Source organism: Rhizobium leucaenae USDA 9039 (assembly GCF_000426285.1).
Taxonomy (GTDB): domain Bacteria; phylum Pseudomonadota; class Alphaproteobacteria; order Rhizobiales; family Rhizobiaceae; genus Rhizobium; species Rhizobium leucaenae.
Genome location: NZ_AUFB01000016.1, coordinates 74,211 through 94,100 on the forward strand (window position 1 = coordinate 74,211; position 19,890 = coordinate 94,100).

The 19,890-nt window shown below is 57.9% G+C and carries 16 protein-coding genes and 1 tRNA gene; 9 read left to right on the forward strand and 8 right to left on the reverse strand.

The features are described from left to right. The first annotated feature begins 100 nt into the window (after window positions 1–100). Complete coding sequence (locus K290_RS0122305) at window positions 101–2,089, forward strand: bifunctional 2',3'-cyclic-nucleotide 2'-phosphodiesterase/3'-nucleotidase (protein ID WP_028753920.1); 1,989 nt, start codon at window positions 101–103, stop codon at window positions 2,087–2,089. 42 nt (window positions 2,090–2,131) lie between these two features. On the opposite strand, the gene K290_RS0122310 is transcribed toward K290_RS0122305, so the two are convergent. Further along, window positions 2,132–3,100: a LysR family transcriptional regulator gene (locus tag K290_RS0122310; protein ID WP_028753921.1), complete on the reverse strand. Its 969-nt coding sequence runs from the start codon at window positions 3,098–3,100 to the stop codon at window positions 2,132–2,134. 138 nt (window positions 3,101–3,238) lie between these two features. Here K290_RS0122310 and K290_RS0122315 point away from each other — a divergent pair, with 138 nt between their 5' ends. Beyond that, the gene (locus K290_RS0122315; protein ID WP_028753922.1) at window positions 3,239–3,853 is read left to right on the forward strand and encodes an FMN-dependent NADH-azoreductase; all 615 of its coding nucleotides are present in this window, start codon (window positions 3,239–3,241) and stop codon (window positions 3,851–3,853) included. Between the two features lie 53 nt (window positions 3,854–3,906). Here the strand turns inward: K290_RS0122315 and K290_RS0122320 are convergent, their stop codons facing one another. Further along, window positions 3,907–4,494, reverse strand: a complete 588-nt coding sequence (locus K290_RS0122320; protein WP_028753923.1) for a TetR/AcrR family transcriptional regulator — start codon at window positions 4,492–4,494, stop codon at window positions 3,907–3,909. A 106-nt stretch (window positions 4,495–4,600) separates the two neighbouring features. On the opposite strand from K290_RS0122320, the gene K290_RS0122325 reads away from it, so the two are divergent. Further along, window positions 4,601–5,377 (forward strand): SDR family NAD(P)-dependent oxidoreductase, encoded by a 777-nt coding sequence (locus tag K290_RS0122325; protein WP_028753924.1) that lies wholly within the window; start codon window positions 4,601–4,603, stop codon window positions 5,375–5,377. Window positions 5,378–5,454: 77 nt separating this feature from the next. Here K290_RS0122325 and K290_RS0122330 read toward each other — a convergent pair whose 3' ends face one another. Further along, window positions 5,455–5,796, reverse strand: a complete 342-nt coding sequence (locus K290_RS0122330) for an HlyU family transcriptional regulator (protein WP_028753925.1) — start codon at window positions 5,794–5,796, stop codon at window positions 5,455–5,457. Window positions 5,797–5,833: 37 nt separating this feature from the next. Beyond that, window positions 5,834–7,084, reverse strand: coding sequence for a threonine ammonia-lyase (gene ilvA / locus K290_RS0122335; RefSeq protein WP_028753926.1), 1,251 nt, complete (start codon window positions 7,082–7,084; stop codon window positions 5,834–5,836). Window positions 7,085–7,522: 438 nt separating this feature from the next. On the opposite strand from ilvA, the gene K290_RS0122340 reads away from it, so the two are divergent. Next, window positions 7,523–7,608: transfer RNA gene (locus K290_RS0122340), tRNA-Leu, on the forward strand. Between the two features lie 235 nt (window positions 7,609–7,843). Here K290_RS0122340 and K290_RS0122345 read toward each other — a convergent pair. The 4 genes from K290_RS0122345 to wrbA form a co-directional block, all read right to left on the reverse strand. Continuing rightward, window positions 7,844–8,224 carry a TadE/TadG family type IV pilus assembly protein gene (locus K290_RS0122345; RefSeq protein WP_051264179.1) on the reverse strand — a complete coding sequence of 127 codons (381 nt, stop codon included), beginning with the start codon at window positions 8,222–8,224 and terminating at the stop codon, window positions 7,844–7,846. Beyond that, window positions 8,221–8,775 (reverse strand): TadE/TadG family type IV pilus assembly protein, encoded by a 555-nt coding sequence (locus K290_RS0122350; protein WP_081670397.1) that lies wholly within the window; start codon window positions 8,773–8,775, stop codon window positions 8,221–8,223. The genes K290_RS0122345 and K290_RS0122350 overlap by 4 nt, the downstream gene beginning before the upstream one ends. A gap of 6 nt (window positions 8,776–8,781) precedes the next feature. Next, entirely contained in the window at window positions 8,782–10,011 is a 1,230-nt protein-coding gene (locus K290_RS0122355) for a TadE/TadG family type IV pilus assembly protein (protein WP_245276619.1), read from the reverse strand. Window positions 10,012–10,267: 256 nt separating this feature from the next. Next, on the reverse strand, window positions 10,268–10,867 hold the full coding sequence (wrbA, locus tag K290_RS0122360) for an NAD(P)H:quinone oxidoreductase type IV (protein WP_028753930.1): 600 nt from the start codon (window positions 10,865–10,867) through the stop codon (window positions 10,268–10,270). 242 nt (window positions 10,868–11,109) lie between these two features. Between wrbA and K290_RS0122365 the strand changes: the two genes are divergently transcribed. From K290_RS0122365 to K290_RS0122390, 5 genes are all read left to right on the forward strand, one after another. Beyond that, window positions 11,110–11,883: a competence/damage-inducible protein A gene (locus K290_RS0122365; protein ID WP_028753931.1), complete on the forward strand. Its 774-nt coding sequence runs from the start codon at window positions 11,110–11,112 to the stop codon at window positions 11,881–11,883. A gap of 116 nt (window positions 11,884–11,999) precedes the next feature. Further along, window positions 12,000–12,842, forward strand: a complete 843-nt coding sequence (locus K290_RS0122370; RefSeq protein WP_028753932.1) for a universal stress protein — start codon at window positions 12,000–12,002, stop codon at window positions 12,840–12,842. A 296-nt stretch (window positions 12,843–13,138) separates the two neighbouring features. Continuing rightward, entirely contained in the window at window positions 13,139–13,636 is a 498-nt protein-coding gene (gpt, locus tag K290_RS0122375; RefSeq protein WP_028753933.1) for a xanthine phosphoribosyltransferase, read from the forward strand. A 769-nt stretch (window positions 13,637–14,405) separates the two neighbouring features. Continuing rightward, a complete protein-coding gene (locus K290_RS0122385) occupies window positions 14,406–18,215 on the forward strand; it encodes a vitamin B12-dependent ribonucleotide reductase (protein WP_028753934.1) in 3,810 nt (1,269 codons plus the stop codon). 158 nt (window positions 18,216–18,373) lie between these two features. Continuing rightward, window positions 18,374–19,699: an SIR2 family protein gene (locus tag K290_RS0122390; RefSeq protein ID WP_081670401.1), complete on the forward strand. Its 1,326-nt coding sequence runs from the start codon at window positions 18,374–18,376 to the stop codon at window positions 19,697–19,699. The last annotated feature ends 191 nt before the right edge of the window (window positions 19,700–19,890 follow it).

Here is a 19,890-nt window from a genome sequence, read left to right on the forward strand (position 1 = left end):
TGTCATAATAGTGGTGCACACCTTCAAAATTCGTCTTAATCTCCCTCACCCCACGAGGCGTTCGAGGGATGAGGGATTCGTTGTTGAAGGAGTGTGTTTCATGTCTTCCATTCTGGAATTGCCCAGCATGTCGCGCCGTTCTTTGCTGCAGGGCCTTAGCGCCACGGCCGCGCTGATCGTGCTGCATCCTTTCGCGGCCCGCGCGGCCAGCAATCAGGCGCACCTGCGCCTCATGGAAACGACAGACATTCACGTCAATGTCTTCCCTTACGATTACTACGCCGACAAGCCGAACGACACGATGGGACTGTCGCGCACGGCAACGATCATCGACAACATCCGCGCCGAGGCCACCAACTCGCTGCTGATCGATAATGGCGACGTGCTCCAGGGCAATCCGATGGGCGACTATATGGCCTATCAGCACGGCATGAAGGACGGCGACGTTCATCCCGTCATCAAGGCGATGAATACGCTCGGCTATGAGGTCGGCACGCTCGGAAATCACGAGTTCAACTATGGCCTCGACTTCATGTTCAAGGTGCTGGGCGGGGCGAACTTCCCCTTCGTCTGCGCCAACCTGACCAAGGGCCAGCTTGCCTCCGACCCGAAGAAGGACGATCTGTTCTTCAAGCCGTATCTTATCGTCGAAAAGAAGATCAAGGACGGCGCCGGCAATGAAAATACGATCAAGATCGGCTTTATCGGCTTCGTGCCGCCGCAGATCATGCTCTGGGATGTCAAGAATCTCGAAGGCAAGGCACAGACGCGCGACATCGTCGAGGCTGCTAAGGCCTGGGTACCGGTGATGAAGGAAGAAGGCGCCGACATCGTCATTGCGCTTTCCCACTCCGGCATCGACGGCAGCGGCCCGGCCGATAAGATGGAAAACGCCTCGCTCTATGTCGCCGCCGTTCCCGGCATCGATGCGATCTTCACCGGTCACCAGCACCTCGTCTTCCCTGGCCCCAAGACCTGGGACGGCATCAAGGACGCCGATCCGGTGAAGGGCACGCTGCATGGCAAGCCGGCTGTCATGGCAGGCTTCTGGGGGTCGCATCTCGGCCTCATCGACCTGCTCCTGGAAAAGGATGGCAAGAGCTGGAAGATCGTCGACTTCACTTCCGAGGCGCGGCCGATCTACCATCGCGACGACAAGAAGAAGGTCATCGCCGATGTCGCCGACAAGAAGGAAGTGGTGGAAGCCGCAAAGGCCGAGCACGAAGCGACGCTGACCTATGTCCGCACGCCGGTCGGCAAGACCTCCGCGCCGCTCTACTCCTACTTCGCGCTCGTCGCCGACGATCCCTCGGTGCAGGTCGTGAGCCAGGCGCAGATCTGGTACATCAAGAACATGCTGAAAGAGACGCAGTATAAGGATCTGCCGGTGCTTTCGGCGGCAGCGCCCTTCAAATGCGGCGGGCGCAACGGCGCCGATTATTATACCGACGTTCCGGCCGGCAATATTGCCATCAAGAATGTCGCCGACCTCTATCTTTATCCGAACACGGTGCAGGCGGTCGTCATCAACGGCGCGCAGGTCAAGAACTGGCTCGAAATGTCGGCGGCGATGTTCAATCAGGTCCAGCCGGGCGCAAAGGATGCGGATCTGATCAACAACAGCTTCCCATCCTATAACTTCGACGTCATCGACGGCGTCACCTATCAGATCGACATCTCCCAGCCGCGCCGCTTCGGCGACGACGGCAAGGTTCTGAATGCCGATGCCAACCGCATCCAGAATCTTCAGTTCGACGGCAAGCCGATCGATCCCGCTCAGAAGTTCCTGGTCGTCAGCAACAACTACCGCGCCGGCGGCGGCGGCAACTTCCCGGAAATTGCTTCCGATAAGGTCGTCTACCAGGCTCCGGATACCAACCGTGACGTTATCGTCCGCTATGTGCATGACCAGGGCACGATCAATCCGACCGCCGACGGCAACTGGACCTTCAAGCCGCTGCCAGGCACGACGGTCCTATTCCAAAGCTCACCCAAGGCCAAGGATTTCCTCGCCCAGGTGAAAAGCGTGAAGATCGAGGAGGCCGGCGAAGGTAGCGACGGCTTCCATAACTTCCGGCTGGTTCTTTAGACCCGGTCGTTCCCTCTCCCCGCATAGGCGGGGAGAGGGTTTTCACTCTGCCGCCAACTGCTTCTCGTCGGGATGAAACATGTCGACGGCAGCCTTGAAATCCGCCTTGTTCGGGCATTTTGAAAGGCGCTCGCCGAAGGCTTCGATCATCCAGGCAGCGGCAGGACCGCGAGGATTGTCGAGCTTGTGAACGGCATAGATCGGATATTCGCTCTGATCGTAGGCATCGAGGGCCAGACGCACCAATCGTCCCTTCTGCAGGTCTTCTACGATGAGCGAAGCCGGCAGCCCGCCCCAGCCGAGGCCGCCACGCATCAATTGATGCTTGGTCGCGATATCGCTGACATGCCAGATCTTGTACGACAGGACGTTGAAATCTTTGCCGCTCGTGAGACCCGAGGCATCGGTGACGACCAACTGCACCTCGTCTCGCACATCGGTAAGCGTCAACGGCCTCTCGATTTGGGCGAGCGGATGGTTGGGCGAAGCTACCGGAAGCATGAAGGAGTGACCGATGCGCTCGATGACCAGCGAATCATCCTGATTTGGCACCGCGCCGCCAATGCCGATCGTCGACTTGCCGCTGGCGACGAGTTCCATCATCGTGCCGAGTTCGCCGGTGTCGAGCCGTAGCGAGACAAGCGGGAAGCGATCGCGAAACTCGCTCAGCACGTCCACCGTCGCGTTCGTCGGCACCATAACGCTGATGGCGACAGCCACTTCCGCTTCGAGTCCCGCCTTCAAGCCTTTGACACGGGCGCGCATCACACCGAGATCGGAGAGAATGCGGCGCGCATCCTCCAGCATCGCCCTGCCCGCATCCGTCAGGGTCGGCTGACGGGAGCCTGAACGTTCGAACAATGGCACCTCAAGCTGGGCCTCAAGATTGGCGATCGTGTAGCTGATGACCGATTGCGCGCGATTGAGCGTGCGCGATGCAGCGGAAAAGCTGCCGGATTCGGCAACGGTCAAAAAGACCTGCAACTGGTCGAGGGTCGGATTGGGAAGCATCTGTGGCCATCCATTCTATCGATAATTCCGATCCATATTATCACAGTTTTTTCGATGGCACTGCAGACTTATTTCTCTTCTCGAACGATGACCGGTCCCCTATCTGGCTCTCGCAACCTATTGAAAAGGAACACAACCATGTCCTCCATTCTCCTTTTGACGTCCAGCCCGCGCTCCGACTCGCTCTCCACCAAGATAGCCAGCGAGCTTGCCGACAAGATCAAGGCCCAGAACCCGGGCAAGACGATCGTCTATCGCGATCTCGCCGCCAATGGCCTGCCGCATATCGATGAACTCTTCACCGCCGCGATCCGCACGCCGGTCGAGGCTCGCACGCCTGAACAGGCCGAAGCCGTGAAGATTTCCGACCAACTGGTGGACGAGCTGCTCGCTGCCGACACGGTCGTCATCGGCACCGGCCTGATCAACTTCAACATCTATTCCTCGCTGAAGAGCTGGATCGACAACATCGCCCGCGCCGGCCGCACCTTCACCTACACGGAAACCGGCCCCAAGGGTCTGGTAACCGGCAAGAAGGCTTATATCGTGCTCGCTTCCGGCGGCGTCTATTCCGAAGGCCCGGCCGCTCCGCTGAACCACGCTGTTCCCTACCTGAAGTCGGTTCTCGGTTTCATCGGCATCTCCGATGTCGAGACCGTCTATATCGAAGGCCTCGCCTTCGGTCCGGAAGCCGCTGAAAAGGCAATCGGTGCTGCCCAGGCTCGCGCAACCGAGCTGGCTCTGGCCGCCTAAGCTTCCAAAACGATCAATTCTTTGTGAGCGGCCGGCCCCCCACCGGCCGCTTTTTATGTCCCGTCGCCTGCTACCAGTTCTTTCACGAAGCTCCGCGCGGCCTCCAGAATTTCGCGGGAGAATTCTTCGTCATTTGCAATACGCGCGAGGCCGACAGCGCCGGTCATCAGGCACGAGGCGATGATGGCATTGCGCCGCGCGTCCGCTGTATCCGATTGCGGCAGGCGCGCCGTCATCGATGCGATGTTTCTCCGTATTCCTTCCGTCGCGATCGCGCGAACGGCATCGCCGCTGCGGGCGATATCGGCCGTCAACGCTGCATAGGCACATCCTTCGCCGCGATGATCGCGATGCCGCGTGCTGAGATAGTCGTCGGCATAGTTCTCCAGAGAAACATCCGCCGGATCAATCCCCTTCTCTTCCAACTGCCGTCGCCATGACTCCACCGCCACCTGAACGGCTTCGGCCACGAGTTCGTCCCGGGAGGCGAAATGCTTGTAAAAGCCGCCGACCGTCAGGCCGGCTTCCTTCATCAGATCGGCAACGCCAATACCCTCTAGCCCCTCCTCCCGCAGGCGCTTGGCGGCAAGCGTCACGATGCGCTCATGCGTCTTCTGCTTCTCCAACTGAGAATGGCCCATCGAAAAATCTCCTCGATCCAACTTGACGAAACTGGATTATAGTCATAATCCTTATAGAGAACGATCATAATCCAGATCGCCATTAAAGCCAATAGGAGCTACGAACATGCGTCTCAAGAACAAGGTTGCCATCATCACCGGCGGAAACAGCGGCATCGGCCTCGCCACCGCCCGCCTCTTCCTCGCCGAGGGCGCCAAGGTCGCCATCACCGGCCGCAATGCGAAGACCCTTGCCGCCGCCGTTGAAGAGCTTGGCGGCAATGTCCTCGCACTGCAGGTCGACGTCACCGATGTTGCAGCCACCGAGAAAGCTTTCGCCGAAGCGGCTGAAAAGCTCGGCAATTTCGATATCGTCTTCGCCAATGCAGGCATTGCCGGCGAAACCGCCGTTGGAAAGACCACACTGGAGCAGTTCGAGACGGTGGTACGCACCAACTTCACCGCCGTCTTCTTCACGGTGCAGGCTGCCTTGCCGCATCTGAACGACGGTGCATCGGTGATCCTGAACGGCTCCGTGCACGCAGTTCTCGGTATCCCCGGCTATTCCGCCTATGCCGGCACCAAGGGCGCTGTCCGCGCCATGACCCGCAACCTGGCATCCGAACTTGCTCCGCGCGGCATCCGCGTCAACCAGGTCACGCCCGGCGCCACCAAGACGCCAATCTGGAACACACGGGCCATGACGGAAGATGCTAAGGATGCCCTGGAAGCACGCTTCGGTAGCCTGAGCCCCCTTGGCCGCATGAGCGAGGCCGACGAGATCGCCAGGGCCGCCCTCTACTTCGCATCGGACGATTCCGCCAACGTGACGGCAATCGAAATCACGGTCGACGGCGGCGCGACCAGCGCTCCCTCGGGTGCCAAGCTTTTCCGCACGGCGTAAAAGCGAATAAAGACCACAAACAACAAGGCCGCCATTCGGCGGCCGTCATCGTTCCGGTTAGTTGGCCAAATCCTGAATCAAACCTGGCGCACCTTTTCGCCGTCGCCGAAGAGGCCGGCGCCGTTCTGATCGATGATCTGCTGCGCCTTGCGGAAGGTCGATTCAAGCGCGTCGTCCGATGAGGTGAAAACATCGGCGCGGATGAAATTGCGCACTAGCACCTCGCCGTTCACTTCCTTCTCGATCCGGCCCATCAGGCGGAACTGATTGCCTTCGCGCTGCGGCGTCGCGTAGATCGTGCAGCCGTTGTGCACCTGCGGCTCAGCGGTGACAGAAGGGCCGCCGGTCTTTTCGGCGCTCGCTGTCGATGCGCCGCCGCCGGTGAAGATCGAGAGAATATTTGACAAGATCGAAGCCATGAATCGCCTTTAGCATGAAGGGCGTGGGGTGGCAAAGTTAAATGATCAGGCTAGCCAGAATGTCGTTCTCGGTGATGTCCTCGTAGCCCATGCCGGCGCGCTCGAAATTCTCGACCAGTTGCTTGAAATTGTCGGGATTTTTCGTCTCGATGCCGATCAGGATGGAGCCAAAATTGCGGGCGCTCTTCTTCAGATATTCGAAGCGGGCGATATCGTCCTCCGGACCCAGCAAATTGAGGAAATCGCGGAGGGCCCCCGGACGCTGCGCCAGCCGCAGGATGAAGTATTTCTTCAGCCCGGCATAGCGCATGGCGCGCTCCTTGACGTCCGGCAGGCGCTCGAAATCGAAATTGCCGCCGGAGACGACCGCAACGATCGTCTTGCCGCGAATGCTTTCACGATCCATCGCCTCGAGTGCTGTGATCGCCAACGCGCCGGCGGGTTCGAGCACGACGCCTTCGACATTCAGCATATCGGTGATTGTCACGCAGATGGCATTTTCCGCGATCAGCATCACCTGCTCCGCCGGAAAATCTTTCAGGGCGGCGAAATTCAGGTCACCGATGCGGCCGACCGCGGCGCCGTCGACGAAATTGTCGACCTTCGCCAGCGTCATCACCTGCCCCGCTTCCACGCTGCGCCTGAGGCTGGGCGCGCCCGCCGGCTCGGCAAAAAAGAATGCCTCCTTGGCGAGGCGATCGGCAAAATAACCGGTGATGCCGGCCGCCAATCCACCGCCGCCGACGGGCAGAACGATACGGTCGGGCACGACACCATCCGGCAGTTGCTCGGCGATTTCGGCCGCGACCGTCGCCTGCCCTTCGATGATATCGGCATGATCGAAAGGCGGCACCATGACGCCATCGATATGCTGCACATGTTCGCGCGCCGCCTGGTAGCACTGGTCGAAGAAATCGCCGAACAGCTTGATGGTGATGAACTCACCGCCGAACATACGGGTTTTATCGATCTTCTGCTGCGGCGTCGTCACCGGCATATAGACCACGCCAGGCACCCCGAAGTGGCGGCAGACGAAAGCAAAACCCTGCGCATGATTGCCGGCCGAAGCGCAGACGAATGTCTTGCCGGTACCGCCCGCGGCAATCACCTTGCAGAAGAAATTGAAGGCGCCGCGAATCTTGTAGGAGCGCACCGGCGTCAGATCCTCGCGCTTCAGCCAGATATCCGCACCGTAACGAGCGGAAAGATGCTCGTTCAGTTGCAGCGGCGTTGCGGAAAAAAGGCCACGCATGGCCTCGGTGGCATCGAGAACATCCTGCTTGTCCACGGTCTTGGTCCGTTCTTGTTCAATCCGCCTTCGCTATGACACAGGAAAGACGCGTAAAGAAAGCCTGTTTGGAGCAGTTTCGGACCTATCCGATCGACATTGCGATCATCGAACATGCAACTGCCTTTGCTCGCGCCACAATGTTACATCCGGTCGCAACCCAAAATCTTCGAATTGACAGGAAGCAAAGGCCCGCTTCCAATGCGAACCAGCCATCATGACGATGGTCAGAGGCCCGCTCCAATCCGGTCCACCCGGTGCCGGCGGGCTTCGCTTGTTAAACGGATGCTGACGCCGCCCTTGTCAGGGTATTCAAAGGGCACCCAGACCATCACAACGTTATCTCGGCTGACGGGATTCGCTCGCGCTTAGAATTCAAAAATCTGCGTTCCAAACGCTTCCCAAATCAGACCTTGCAAGATATTGAAATCGCGAAACGCGGACGTGGCGAAATTGGTAGACGCAAGGGACTTAAAATCCCTCGGCCTTAGGCTATACGGGTTCGACCCCCGTCGTCCGCACCATATTAGAAATATAAAACTCCTTAAAAATTGCTGGTTTGTGACCTGCGCGCCGAAAGCGTGGGCCTGTTTGGAGGGATATGGCATGACGCGTTCATACCTGGTGGAGTCCTCGCAGCCGTCAGCGGCAATCGTTGCGGCGATTATGAGGCTGGCCAGTGATCGGTTGACCAAGCGAGCATAGGATCGCGCGAGCGGTATTCCGCCGGTAGCGATCGGGATTGATGACGGGACCGGCTCAATAAGTTGGGAAGCACGACGTTGCGGCAATGGGCACTTGCATCGACGGCAGCAAGGGAATGGCGATTGTATAGGTGTACGATGCCGTAACGTTCTGACCGCATGTATCCTGCGTCACTGAAAACACGCTAGGATCTACATTAAGGCTATAAGCCTGGTCGGCGGCATATGCCTGGGTTGAACCTTCATCCGGACAGGTGGTGTGCATCAGGCTCGCGCACCGGGCGCTGAGATCGACGGCATGTTGCAATCCCAATTGCGTCCATAGAAAAAGTCCGAATTGAGCGATAGAAAATACAAGAATGAAGAAGAGTGGAGCAGTCAGGGCAAACTCGACCGCGCTCGTTCCTTCGACCTCCCTCACAAGACGGCGAATCATTGCATCCTCGCTGTTGCGGTTGACTGCAGTGCAAACGATGCGGGCACGAAGGGAAGCGCAATGTACGGCACGTAGGTTGCGGCGGCCGAGGCGGATACATAGGTGCCCGCTCGCGATCCGTCCGAACAGACATCGGAGCATAGCGTGCTGGAGATGCCTTGACCGCTGGGGCAACCGCAAAATTTCAACGGGGCAGGCGCCGCCGAGATAACGGCGGAGCCGGTACTTCTTGTGATGACATTCGATATGGCGGAACTATCAAAGCCGCGAGCCAAAGCATATTGCAGACCTCGCTGAGCCGCATTCTCCACCTGCGCCTGCTGAAGCAGTGCGGAGGAGTAGTCGATAAGTCCGAATGTCATCGCGATCAAAACCGGTAGTATGAGTGCCAAGTCGACGGCGACCGTGCCCTGCTGTTCATTGAGCAAGTCCCGACAGAGCCTTCTCCGAACCCACGCCGATATTGCCCGGGTGCGTGAATGCAGCCGGTTTTCGGCGACGAGCATCCTGGAGCGCGATATTTCAGTTCGTTTTGTTGTTTTTGCAGCCATGACGCATCACTCGACCAATTTGCCGGCAGCGCCGCCGATGGCGCGGGTCGGATAAGCACTGCAATCGATGGAGAGGTTGGAATTGCCGGTGAAGGTGACCGTATCCGCGATAATCTTGATGCAGGCATTTGTCGCGGTGTTGCCTCCCGAGTAGCTGACGGCGGCCTTCGGCAGATAGATCGATCCCGCCAAACTCTGGTTTGCGCCACCGTTAAAGCTGAACGCCGTGCCGACGGGCATATTGCGGTCCCCGAAAATGACGATACCGGCCGTGTCTCCCGTCTGCGGTGGCGTGAGATCAAGGATCGCCCCACCATTGATGGATGCGGTGCCGTAGTTGCTTCCCGTGCTGGAGGTGAAGACGATCGTGACACCATGACCGATCAAGGTTGCGCCGCCATTAACCTTCAGATTGGCGCGATCGAGAATGTAGATCCCGGGATCAAGGGTAAGGACCGCCCCGGCGTTTACGGTAATATCGCCGCAGTAGACGCCTGGATCGAGCGTCGTCTTCCCCTTGATGTTTTCCTTGGCGTTGTTCGTGCAACCCGAGTAGGTTGGCATCTGAACATCGGCATAGGGGTCCGTGAGAGGCCAAAGTCCGGTCGCCGTCCCCTCGCTCGCTTTAATGCCGCTAAGACCGCTAATGCCACCAGCAGCCCCGACCGACAGCGCTTGGATCAGTGCAGAACCGCCGACACTAACCGACGTGGGGCTTGTCGAATTCGAGACCAAGCTGCAGTTATTCAACGTCACCGTGGTTGAACCCTGGGCCGAAGCGGCAGCACTCGCGGTCTGATCGAGTGCCAGCACGCAGGCGTTGCCCGCATTCGCCATCGCCACGGATCTCGTCGTAACGACGAAAGCCTGCTGCCAAAGCGCGGAGAACAGCAGGTCCATTGGTTGTTGTGCGACGACTTCGATCGCCGATCCATTCCCAACGTAAGATCCCTGCGTCGGAGGGCGGTGGATCGATATCACCACGTTATTCTGGCCATTAACGAGCCCATAACTTGCCGTTATCGCATCGACCTGGGATTCCACCGGCCCATCGCCGCTGCTGGTATAGGCGGCCGCGCCGCTTACAGCGGCGGCGTCGGTTGCGGACTGCATCTTCTGTTGCTTGTAGGTCCATAGGCCATAATCCGTGCCGAGCCCTATCAAACCGATCAGAACTGGGAGCGACAAAGCGAAGACGATCAAATAAGCACCGGACGAATCGTGAAAGAAGTCCACGATTGTCTTCCGGTGGCGCGAGCCAACAGGAACTCGAAGCATTGCCCCCCTCAAATTATACGGAAAACCCGATGGAGGACTGTGCAACCCAATTCTTTATTTTTCTCTTTTTAAAAAGTTCGAATTGAAAGGAAAAACGGTAAAGATGGACCGCACCGCTCATGGTGGACAGGTCGCAGACATCCACTCCAGGCTGAGACCCATAAGAAATAAGGCGACCCGCTCGGCCGCCTTTGATCAATGCATCAGGTCGAAATTAAGCCACAAGCTTGGCCGCGATCTTGGCGACGTGGGCGCCCTGATACTTTGCGGCCTCCAGTTCAATTTCCGAGGGCTGGCGCGAGCCGTCGCCGTTGGTGATCGTGGAAGCGCCATAGGGCGAGCCGCCCTTGACTTCTTCCGTGCCCATCTGGCCCTGGAAAGCATAGGGAAGACCGACGACGGCCATGCCGTGGTGCAGGAGGGTCGGGATGAAGCCGAGGATGGTCGATTCCTGGCCGCCGTGCTGGGTCGCCGAAGAGGTGAATACCGAGCCGACCTTGCCGACGAGCTTGCCGCCGAACCACAGGCCGCCGGTCTGATCCCAGAAATTGCGCATCTGCGACGTAACCGTGCCGAAGCGGGTGCCCGAGCCGACGATGATGGCGTCATATTCGACCAATTCATCCGGCTTTGCGATCGGGGCTTCCTGATCGAGTTTGAAGTAGGAAGCCTTGGCCACCTCTTCCGGCACCAGTTCCGGCACGCGCTCGACCGTCACGTCAGCGCCGGCGGACTTCGCGCCTTCAGCGACGGCATAGGCCATCTTCTCGATGTGACCGTAGGAGGAGTAGTAGAGCACCAGCACCTTAGCCATGAATATCTCCAATTGTAGGACGCGTTGATTTTCGAGCTGAGTTGTACCAGCAGGCACACGAAGGCGCAGCCCCTGCAACTGGAACGCACTGTTCACCCGATGAAGACGAAAATTCACTTGCGGTTGCTTTTTTCACGGTGGTCGAGCAAACGAAAACGTCAGTTTGCATTCGCGGCAAACGGCGCTACCTATTTGAAACGCTTTTTCGAACGCGCCACCACGCAATTCCACGGATAATTTCCATGACCAATGAAATCATTGTCACAGCCGCGATGCTCGCCATCGGCGACGAACTGCTCTCCGGCCGGACGAAGGACAAAAATATCGGCCATCTCGCCGACGTCATGCTGCTGTCGGGCATCGATCTGAAGGAAGTCCGTATTGTCGCCGACGACGAAGATGCCATTGTTTCCGCGCTGAACGCCTTGCGCGGCCAATATGATTATGTCTTCACCTCGGGCGGCATCGGTCCGACGCATGACGACATCACCGCCGATGCCATCGCCAAGGCCTTCGGCGTAGCCTGCGAACACGATGCCGAGGCGATGCGGCTGATGGCGGAGATGTATGCGCGCCGCGAGATGGAATTCACCGAGGCACGCCAGCGGATGGCGCGCATGCCGGTCGGCTCCAAGCATATTGCCAATCCGGTTTCGACGGCGCCGGGCTTCAATATCGGCAATGTCTACGTCATGGCCGGCGTGCCGCAAGTCTTTCAGGCGATGCTCGACAATGTCGCCCCGACCCTGCGCTCCGGCACGCGCATGCTTTCGGCGGCGATTTCCTGCCCTTACGGTGAAGGCGAGATCGGCACGCCGCTTGGCGCCATCCAGAAAGCTCATCCGGATACCAGCATCGGATCTTACCCGCGCTATATCGGTCAATCTTTCTCGACCGAGATCGTCGTGCGGGGCCGTTCGGCCGAGTTGGTTGAAAGTGTCGCGGCTGAAGTGCGCGCCATGATCGAAACGATACGACAGGCGAAAGCAAAGGAAAATCAGTCCGCTGAGGCATGACGTTCAGCAAGCGCTTTCAATCCGCCGGGGAACCGCGGTCATATCGGCGCATTATTATCAGGCGGAACACTGATATAATGGAGCGATAAGGACCTTTCCTCATGGGAGATCACGTCATGCCCTATAAAACCATTCTGGTCATTCTCGATACGCCTGACAATGCGCGCGTGGCGGTCGATTTTGCCGCCGCGTTCGCTCGCGAACATGGCGCTCATATCGTGGGTCTGCATACGGAAATCGTCTCGGCCGTGCCGCTGGTGGCGCCGATGGAAATCCCCGATCCGGTCGCCGTTCAGGCCCTGCAGGATATGGCGCACAACCAGGCCATCGATATCGAGCGACTGTTCCGCGCCAAAATGGAGCGCGAAAACCTCGCCTATGAATGGCGCAATTTCGCAAGCACCGTCGGCTATGGTTCGGAGCCGCTGATGGAAAGCGCGCGCAGCGCCGATCTGCTCGTTGCCGTGCAGCCCGATCCAGCCAAATCGTCGGACTCGCATGTCGATGTCGAAAGCTTCCTCTTCGAAAGCGGGCGGCCCGTCCTTCTCATCCCCTACATCTTTACCGAGCCTAAGCCGATCCGTCGCGTGCTGATTGCCTGGAACGGGTCCAAGGAAGCGGCGCGCGCGACCTTCGATGCTCTGCCGTTTCTGACAACCGCGGATTCCGTGGAGATTTTTTCCGTCGACACGTCTAATAGCTTGACGCATTCGCCGAAGGAGACCGGCGCGGAGATTGCTGCCACGCTTGCCCGCCATGGCGTTCGCGCCAGACTGGAAACGGCAGCCTGCGGCGGCAAGACGCCATCGCAAGTCATCGAAAACCGCCTTGCCGACGACAGCATCGATCTGCTCGTCATGGGTGCCTATACACATTCCTGGCTCTGGCAATTGATCTTCGGCGGCACGACGCGCACGCTATTGCAATCGATGACTGCGATGACGCTGCTGGCGCGCTGACCATCGTATCCCCTGCCGGATATGCGGCGCAGCGGCGGCTCTTGCCTTTTGGCCGCAAATCCAGCAGAAAGCAGCGACCGATGAGAGAATTCCCGCCGGGGAACCCATTCGCACGGGTCCATGGAACGTTGCCCCCAAAGTCCAAAGCGGTTTTTGGATGGGTCATGTCCTATTCGGAGAGCCGGCGAATCGCGTTTCAGGATTTGGTCCATGGTCCGCGCCCGTCGCGGGGTCTGCTCAGGGTCGCCGGCAGCGCCGGTGCGTCGTTATCTTCTGCGTCCCGGAGCCTTTGAGCCATGTCCCTCCCCGATAAAGCCTTTCCCGTATCCTGGGATCAGTTCCATCGCGATGCCCGCGCCCTTGCCTGGCGGCTTGCCGGGCTCAATAGCGAGTTCAAGGCAATCGTCTGCATCACCCGTGGCGGCCTCGTCCCTGCTGCCATCATCTCGCGCGAACTCAACATCCGCCTGATCGATACCGTCTGCGTCGCCTCCTATCACGACTACGCCAACCAGGGCGAAATGAACCTGCTCAAAAGCATCGCGCCGGAGTTGACGGCCGACGGCGGCGAAGGTGTGCTTGTCGTCGACGACCTGACCGATACCGGCAAGACTGCCGCCGAAGTGCGCACCATGCTGCCGAAGGCGCATTTCGCCTGTCTCTACGCCAAGCCGAAAGGCGTGCCCACCATCGACACCTTCATCACCGAGGTCAGCCAGGACACCTGGATCTATTTCCCCTGGGACATGGGCTTCACCTATCAGGAACCGATCGCCAAGGGTCATCGCGGCTGACCCTCGTGAAGCTCACGCGAATCACTTGTGATTCTACTGGGTGTGCCAAAGCCGGACGCAGGCATCAGCAATAGACGTGGGCGCTTCGGCGCCCACTATATTTAGTAGTCCGCGAGATACCAAGATTTCGTGGGATTCAAGGCCTTCCGCGCGAATCATGAGGGGTTGCTGCATGCTTTTGCCCCTCTGCCAATGGTTTGGAAGTCACGGTTACAATATTGTCGCGTTTATTTCCGTTGCGAGTGGCGTTGGGCTCATACGCGGTCGCGCGAAGGGCGAGCAATTTCGGCCAAGCGCTTGAATCTTAGGGACTCCTGGCGTTTCCCCAATTTCCACAGGCAAGCCCACAAGATATTGTGGTTAAAAATCCGTCGCAAACCACCCCTTGACGGAATCGGGTCTTTCAAAGTTAATGAATGCCGTTGCGGCGGCAACTGGACCGGGCAGAATTACGGGGGCTGGTCCTTAACTCGAAATTGGATTTGAATTCAGGGCGAGACACCATGACTGGTGGCGCCATGGAGGCTTTTTGTGCCGATATCGATGCTGCCAAAAAAAGACATGCGGGGACTGGCGGCAATAAGCTGTTAATACTATATTTAGTGTTTGCAGCCACCATCACCACAAGATACGGGAAGGACATCTCCGGATGACACCTCCTGTCAGGAAGCGGATTGAACACTGGCTGCGCGCTGAAACCGCGAAGCCGGATCAGGATTTTTGCGCCTTCCTTACGAGGGCAGGCGCCAACGAATTGAGGTATGGGATCATGCGCATCGAACGTCGATTTACGAAGGCCGGCCAGTCACCTTATGCGGAGATCGAATTCCGCAAGGCGACGAGCGAGATCAAGAACCCTGACGGTTCGATCGTGTTCCGCCTCGAAAACATCGACGTGCCGGCGCAGTTCTCGCAGGTCGCGGCCGACATTCTGGCGCAGAAATATTTCCGCAAGGCCGGCGTACCCGCCAAGCTGAAGAAGGTTGAGGAAAACGACGTTCCTTCCTTCCTGTGGCGCTCCGTGGCCGATGATGCGGCACTGAAGGATCTGCCGAAGGAAAGCCAGACCGGCTCCGAAACCGATGCGCGCCAGGTCTTCGACCGTCTTGCCGGCACCTGGACCTATTGGGGCTGGAAGGGCGGCTACTTCTCTTCCGAAGAAGACGCTTCCGCTTTCAAGGACGAGCTTGCCTATATGCTCGCCACCCAGCGCGTCGCTCCGAATTCGCCGCAGTGGTTCAACACCGGCATGCACTGGGCCTATGGCATTGACGGCCCCGGCCAGGGGCATTTCTATGTCGACCCCTTCACCGGCAAGATCACCAAGTCTAAGTCGGCCTACGAACATCCGCAGCCGCATGCCTGCTTCATCCAGTCGGTCGAGGACGATCTCGTCAACGAAGGCGGCATCATGGACCTCTGGGTTCGTGAGGCGCGCCTCTTCAAGTATGGCTCCGGCACCGGATCCAACTTCTCGCTGCTGCGCGGCGAAGGCGAAAAGCTTTCCGGCGGCGGCCGCTCTTCCGGCCTGATGAGCTTCCTGAAGATCGGCGACCGCGCTGCCGGCGCCATCAAGTCTGGTGGCACGACCCGCCGCGCCGCCAAGATGGTCGTCGTCGACATCGACCATCCGGATATCGAGGAATACATCAACTGGAAGGTCAAGGAAGAGCAGAAGGTTGCTGCCCTCGTCACCGGTTCGAAGATCGTCGCCAAGCATCTGAAGGCGATCATGAAGGCCGCCGTCAATTGCGACGGCGACAATGACGATTGCTTCGATCCGGCCAAGAACCCTGCCCTGAAGCGCGAAATCCGCGCCGCCAAAAAGGACCAGGTTCCGGAAAATTACGTCCAGCGCGTCATCCAGTTCGCTCGTCAGGGCTACAAGGACCTGGAGTTCAAGACCTATGACACGGACTGGGATTCGGAAGCTTACCTCACCGTTTCCGGCCAGAATTCTAACAATTCCGTCTCCATCAAGGACGACTTCCTGCGCGCTGTCGAGAATGATGGCGACTGGAACCTAACCGCCCGCAAGGACGGCAAGGTCATCAAGACGCTGAAGGCCCGCGACCTCTGGGAATCCATCTCCTACGCCGCCTGGGCATCGGCCGATCCGGGCCTGCACTTCAACACGACGATGAACGACTGGCACACCAGCCCGGCTGCCGGCCCGATCCGCGCGTCCAATCCGTGCTCGGAATACATGTTCCTCGACGATACGGCGTGCAACCTCGCTTCGCTGAACCTGATGACCTTCAAGGATGCGGCGACGAAGCGCGTCAATATCGGCGACTACGAACATGCCGTTCGCCTGTGGACCGTCGTTCTCGAAATCTCGGTCATGATGGCGCAGTTCCCGTCGCGCCGCATTGCCGAACTTTCTTACGAATACCGCACGCTCGGCCTCGGCTATGCCAATATCGGCGGCCTGCTGATGTCCTCCGGCATCCCCTATGACAGCGACGAAGCCCGCGCTATCGCCGGCTCGCTGACCGCGATCATGACCGGTATCGCCTATGCGACCTCGGCCGAAATGGCATCCGAACTCGGGACCTTCCCGATGTTCAAGCCGAACCGCGAAAACATGCTGCGCGTCATCCGCAACCATCGTCGCGCTGCTTACGGCGAGATCTCGGGCTATGAGAGCCTGTCGGTCAATCCGGTAGCGCTGATCCATTCCGACAATCCGGACCAGGACCTCGTTGCCCATGCCAAGGCTGCCTGGGACAAGGCCTTGAGCCTCGGCGAACAGCATGGCTACCGCAATGCCCAGGCGACCGTTATCGCGCCGACCGGCACGATCGGCCTCGTCATGGATTGCGATACGACCGGCATCGAGCCGGACTTCGCCCTGGTGAAGTTCAAGAAGCTCGCCGGCGGCGGCTACTTCAAGATCATCAACCGCGCCGTTCCGGAAGCATTGCGTGCGCTCGGCTATTCCGAAAGCCAGATTGCCGAGATCGAGGCCTATGCTGTCGGCCATGGCAACCTGAACCAGGCGCCGGCCATCAATCCTTCGACGCTGAAGGCAAAGGGCTTCACCAACGAGAAGGTGGAGGCCGTCAACGCCGCGCTGAAGAGCGCCTTCGACATCAAGTTCGTCTTCAACCAGTGGACGCTCGGCGCCGACTTCCTGAAGGGCACGCTCAAGGTTTCCGACGAGCAACTGACCGACATCAGCTTCAACCTGCTCGACCATCTCGGCTTCTCCAAGAAGGATATCGAAGCAGCCAACATCCATGTCTGCGGTGCGATGACGCTGGAAGGCGCGCCGTTCCTCAAAAACGAACATCTCGCCGTCTTCGATTGCGCCAATCCTTGCGGCAAGATCGGTAAGCGTTACCTTTCGGTCGAAAGCCACATCCGCATGATGGCCGCCGCCCAGCCCTTCATCTCGGGCGCCATTTCCAAGACGATCAACATGGCCAACGAAGCAACCGTCGAGGATTGCAAGAACGCCTATATGCTGTCCTGGAAGCTCGGCCTGAAGGCGAATGCGCTTTATCGTGACGGCTCCAAGCTCAGCCAGCCGCTGAACGCCTCACTGATCGACGACGACGATAGTGAGGATGCACTCGAAGAGCTGCTGCAGGCGCCGGCTGCCGCCCAGGCCGTCACCGTCACCGAGAAGATCATCGAACGCGTCATCGAAAAGGTTGTCCGCAGCCAGGAAAAGCTTCCCGGCCGCCGCAAGGGCTATACCCAGAAGGCCAAGATCGGCGGACACACCATCTTCCTGCGCACCGGCGAATATGACGACGGCCGTCTCGGCGAAATCTTCCTCGACATGAACAAGGAAGGTTCGGCGCTGCGCGCCTTCATCAACAACTTCGCCATCTCCGTCTCGCTCGGCCTGCAATACGGCGTGCCGCTCGAAGAGTATGTCGATGCCTTCACCTTCACCAAGTTCGAGCCAGCCGGCATCGTCACCGGCAACGACGCGATCAAGAACGCCACGTCGATCCTCGACTACGTGTTCCGTGAGCTTGCCATCTCCTATCTCGGCCGCCACGATCTTGCTCATGTCGACACCTCGGACTTCAACAATACGGCGCTCGGACGCGGCGTATCGGAAGGCAAGGCGGATGTCGTCTCCAAGGGCCTGACCCGCGGCTACAAGCCGACGCTGGTGCCGACATCGGGTGAACGCCAGGCGGGCGAAGTCAAGGGTTCGGCCACGGCAGCCCCTGCCCGCGCCTCTTCCGGTGCGACGATCACCTCCATCGCCGGCAACACCGCGCGCAAGCTCGAACCGGCCGGCGCCATCTCCACCTCGGAAGTCGTCGCCTTCAAGCGCGACTATGAGGAGCGCGCCAAGGAGCTGGCGGAAGAGATCGCCGAGGAACTGGCAAACGAAACCGCCGAAGCCTCCACCGCCCTCTTCACCGACAAGGCAGCGGATGACGCGGCAACGGCGAAGTCGGAAGCCAAGAAGCTGGAATCCGAACGCCGCGCCCGCTCCATTATGCAGGGCTACACAGGCAACATGTGCACGGAATGCCAGAACTTCACGATGGTCCGGAATGGAACTTGCGAGAAGTGCGACACGTGCGGGGCTACGAGCGGGTGCTCTTGATTTCTCTTCTTACCCCGCCGCCGCCCGCGGTGGGTGTCGTGTTCAAGCAAACGTCACCCACCGCCAGGCTAAACTAAATACTCCAGCTTAGTTTAGCCGATCACCACCACCAAGCGCCGTCGCATATAGATCGGCGGCGCTTTTTTGAGCGAGGGTCAATGTCAGCGTGCGACTGTGCATTTTGTCGCAATGAAATAGAATTTGCCTTGCCGCCGGATTTTCTGGACAGATTAGTGGCGGGCAGATGCGTCATATTCGCAGGTGCAGGAATAAGCACTGAGAACCGTACTCATTGTAAAACCACGTTTTACGAAAAGATTCAGACAGAGATGGGTGTCTCTGACTCCGGCTTAGATTTTCCATCTTTAATGACGCAGTATTGCGGCAGAGTAGATGGGCGAATTAATCTTATAAAAAAGATACGAGAACGAATAGAATATTTTCGTTCTTTCCGCGGATTTTACGTTCCAATGACTCGCTTTCATAGAGCGTTGCGACCGCTCTATATGATCGAGGATGTGATCACGACAAACTGGGACGATTTCTTTGAGGAAGAAAGCGGACTTCGTCCATTTGTCTACGACCAAGATCTGCCGTTTATAGAAAGTTCCCCTCGTCGCCTAATAAAAATACACGGATCAATAAGCAATGCCGGCTCAATTGTCGCAACAAAGGACGACTACAAAAAAGCGTTACTCCGCTTGGAAAAGGGCGCCCTCGGAGCATACCTCGAGACGCTACTATCGACAAAAACGATCGTGTATATTGGATACTCTCTGAAGGACTCAAACTACCTATCTATAATAAAATCACTTAACAAAATCATGGGAAAATTCTCTCGATCATCCTACTTTGTGTCACCAAATATAGACTACGATTATTTGAAATCTACTAATTTGAGCCTCATTCCCATAGAGACAGATGGGTCGTTTTTCCTGGAGCAATTGCGGCTACACATCAATCAAAAGCTTTGTAACCACCAACAAATAATAGATGACGTGAGATTTGATTTTTGTGAGGATTTTCTTCCATACGTCAATGAAGCCCATCATCGTGCAGCAGATATATTTATTGAAACACGCAAGCCAATTATGACGTTAGTACTGTCTTACCAAGATGGACTCCAAGACGCACTCATGCGTATCACCGATACACGGTCGAGCGGCGAATATTACAACTCGGAACGCGTCAGATATCTTCTCCATGCTTATGAAAAGAAAGTTGAAACGTACGTCTCTGAATCAAATTACTGGGATGCTTGCTACTGTCGTGGATATCAAAATGGTCTGATGCTGTTATTGGCAACCGGTGAAGATGGCGTCCCTCCTTTGGTTGACCTCTGCTTTGCAGACAACATAGACACCATCCCTAAAGCACTTCGTCTGGCAAGGAAACGCATTCCAAGCTCCGTGTTGGAGGAGATAGAAAGAATAACCGCGGAAGTTGGTGAAGGCCTTATTCCTGAGCACATCCCTTACGTTTAGCATAAAGTACGCGCATATGATTTCGACTGAAGCCAATGGAGCGTGCCCGTCAAACAGCATCGATTAACATTCGGAGGCGACTTCGGCGTTTTGCTTACTTCGGCCCAGCGGGGAAGATGCCTACCTTAAAGTGACAAGGCGAGCAGCTAGCTAAGCCAAGGCGTATGGTCTTCAACGCCGTCTGTTGGGTA

Coding starts and splice junctions, on each gene's coding strand:
- K290_RS0122390 (WP_081670401.1), top strand. CDS start 18,374: ATGTCAGCGTGCGACTGTGCATTTTGTCGCAATGAAATAGAATTTGCC.
- K290_RS0122325 (WP_028753924.1), top strand. CDS start 4,601: ATGCGTCTCAAGAACAAGGTTGCCATCATCACCGGCGGAAACAGCGGC.
- K290_RS0122315 (WP_028753922.1), top strand. CDS start 3,239: ATGTCCTCCATTCTCCTTTTGACGTCCAGCCCGCGCTCCGACTCGCTC.
- K290_RS0122370 (WP_028753932.1), top strand. CDS start 12,000: ATGCCCTATAAAACCATTCTGGTCATTCTCGATACGCCTGACAATGCG.
- K290_RS0122345 (WP_051264179.1), bottom strand. CDS start 8,224: ATGATTCGCCGTCTTGTGAGGGAGGTCGAAGGAACGAGCGCGGTCGAG.
- K290_RS0122330 (WP_028753925.1), bottom strand. CDS start 5,796: ATGGCTTCGATCTTGTCAAATATTCTCTCGATCTTCACCGGCGGCGGC.
- wrbA (WP_028753930.1), bottom strand. CDS start 10,867: ATGGCTAAGGTGCTGGTGCTCTACTACTCCTCCTACGGTCACATCGAG.
- K290_RS0122350 (WP_081670397.1), bottom strand. CDS start 8,775: ATGGCTGCAAAAACAACAAAACGAACTGAAATATCGCGCTCCAGGATG.
- K290_RS0122305 (WP_028753920.1), top strand. CDS start 101: ATGTCTTCCATTCTGGAATTGCCCAGCATGTCGCGCCGTTCTTTGCTG.
- K290_RS0122385 (WP_028753934.1), top strand. CDS start 14,406: ATGCGCATCGAACGTCGATTTACGAAGGCCGGCCAGTCACCTTATGCG.
- K290_RS0122365 (WP_028753931.1), top strand. CDS start 11,110: ATGACCAATGAAATCATTGTCACAGCCGCGATGCTCGCCATCGGCGAC.
- K290_RS0122320 (WP_028753923.1), bottom strand. CDS start 4,494: ATGGGCCATTCTCAGTTGGAGAAGCAGAAGACGCATGAGCGCATCGTG.
- K290_RS0122310 (WP_028753921.1), bottom strand. CDS start 3,100: ATGCTTCCCAATCCGACCCTCGACCAGTTGCAGGTCTTTTTGACCGTT.
- gpt (WP_028753933.1), top strand. CDS start 13,139: ATGTCCCTCCCCGATAAAGCCTTTCCCGTATCCTGGGATCAGTTCCAT.